Annotated in this window: 2 protein-coding genes and 1 pseudogene; 2 read left to right on the top strand and 1 reads right to left on the bottom strand. The window is 74.5% G+C overall.

Translation table 11 applies throughout. From position 1 onward, the window contains the following. Together IJH84_RS17415 and IJH84_RS17410 are read left to right on the top strand one after the other, a co-directional pair. Positions 1-202 (top strand): annotated as a pseudogene (locus IJH84_RS17415) (coenzyme F420-0:L-glutamate ligase); the annotation flags it as partial. Positions 203-373: 171 nt separating this feature from the next. Next, positions 374-940 (top strand): NUDIX hydrolase, encoded by a 567-nt coding sequence (locus IJH84_RS17410; protein ID WP_295146308.1) that lies wholly within the window; start codon positions 374-376, stop codon positions 938-940. 42 nt (positions 941-982) lie between these two features. Here the strand turns inward: IJH84_RS17410 and IJH84_RS17405 are convergent, their stop codons facing one another. Then, a complete protein-coding gene (locus IJH84_RS17405) occupies positions 983-1897 on the bottom strand; it encodes a DNA-3-methyladenine glycosylase 2 family protein (RefSeq protein ID WP_295146305.1) in 915 nt (304 codons plus the stop codon). Positions 1898-1984: the final 87 nt, after the last annotated feature.

The raw sequence follows: 1984 nt of genomic DNA, 5'->3' as shown, positions 1-1984 counted from the left end.
GCTGCTGGTGTCGCTGGCGGCCGAGGAGCTGGCCTCGTGCTGGGTCTCGTCGACGCTGTTCTGCCCGGACGTGGTGCGCGCGACGCTGGAACTGCCGGATTCGTGGGAGCCGCTGGGCGCGGTCGCGGTCGGGAACCCGGCCGAGCCGGTCGAGGGGCCGCGGCCGCCGCGGGACCTCGACGACGGGCTGCTGGAGCTTTGAGCACGTCCCGGTTCGCGGATGTGCTCCTGGGCGATTCCCGAGACCGGCGACGAGCCGGAACCGAACCCGGGTCCGACGGCGGCGCGGGAAACTCGACATGACGGTGCGCGTGCGCCGCGACACGAGCTGCGGCCCGGGTGAACCGGGCCGGACACGATTTTGGGTGGGGTTGTGACGAACCAGCGGGACGACTCGGACGGACTGCACGCGGACGCGACGCGCAGCCTCCGCGAGTGGGAACCGGCGGAACGGTCGCAGGAAACGCTCAAGCACGCCTTCCTCACGCTGCTCGACGCGCGCCCGGACGCCTGCCTGCGCGCGTGCGAGCCGGGCCACCTGACCGCATCGGCCGTGCTGCTGGACGCGGCGGCGGAGCGGGTGCTGCTGACCCTGCACCCGCGGGTCGGCAAGTGGTTGCAGGTCGGCGGGCACTGCGAGCCGGAGGACGTTTCGCTGGCCGGTGCCGCGCTGCGGGAAGCCACCGAGGAATCCGGGATGGACGGTCTGACGGTGGATCCGGTGCCGGTGCACGTGGAAGTGCACCCGATCACCTGCTCGCTGGGGGTGCCCACGCGGCACTTCGACGTCCGCTACGTGGTGCGCGCGCCCGCCGGAGCGGAGCCGGTGCGCAGCGCCGAGTCCCTCGACCTGCGCTGGTGGCCGCTGGACGGGCTACCGCCGGAATCGGGCCTGGACAGCATGGTCACCGCGGCCCGCGCCCGGCTGGATCACTCGTAGTCGCACGTCCGGAGGCTTCGCCGCGTGCTCGTATCCGGGTGATCAGCTGGCCCGGTAGTCGCGGACCGGTAGGCGGGGGCCGAAGCGGGGGCGGGAGACTCCCGCGGCGCCGAGGTAGCGGACCGCGCGGTGCCGGTGGCCCGCGTAAGGGGCGAGGGCTTCGAGCATTTCGGCGTCGTCCATCGGGCGGCCGGCCAGCGCCGTTCCGACGATCGTCGGCAGGTGGTAGTCGCCGATGCTGACCGCGTCCGGATCGCCCCATGCCCGCTGGGCGACCTCGGCCGCCGTCCACGGGCCGATGCCGGGCAGCTTCTGCAGCAGGTCGCGACCTTCGGCGCCGCGCAGCTCGACGGCCCGCTCCAGCCTGCGGGCGACTCCGGCGGCGGCGATCAAGGTGCGCCTGCGGGCGCCGTCGATGCCCGCCTTGTGCCACTCCCAATCCCGGATCTCCCGCAGCTGGCGCGGATTCGGCACCACGTGCAGCCCGTCCGGGGCAGGACCGGGCGCGGGCGTGCCGAACCGGCGGCACAGCTCCCGCCAGGAGCGCCACGCTTCCCGGTTGGTGACCTTCTGCTCCAGCACGGCGGGCACCAGCACGTCCCAGACCCGTCCCGAGGCGCACAGCCGCATCCCGCGGGCCGCTCGCCTGCCGCGCCGCACCACGTCGTGCGCGGCGACGAAGCCGGTGTCGTCGTCGGCGGCGCCGAGCAGGCCGGGTACCCGGCCGAGCGCCGATTCGGCGCCATCGCCCCAAGCCTGCGCGGTGATCCGACCGTCGCGGTCCGCGGTGCAGCGCAGCGTGGCCGGTCCGTGCGGAGTCGTCGTCGCCAGCCACCACGCGCCGCCGGTTTCCACACTGCTGGTCGGATCGCCGGGGCCGCGGCGCAGCGGCGAAAGCACCCGGGCCAGGTCGAACGGTTCCGGCGGCTGCCAGCTCGTGCGCATCGGCTCGGTCATCCGCGGTCCGCGGAGAAGCGCACTCCGCCCGCCGGGATAGCCACCTCCGGCCACACCCGGGCGCCGTCCAGCAGCTCGCAGTCGTCG

This window comes from Saccharopolyspora sp. (genome assembly GCF_017434145.1).
Classification (GTDB): domain Bacteria; phylum Actinomycetota; class Actinomycetes; order Mycobacteriales; family Pseudonocardiaceae; genus Saccharopolyspora_C; species Saccharopolyspora_C galaxeae.
This window is presented reverse-complemented; position numbering and strand designations above follow the sequence as displayed.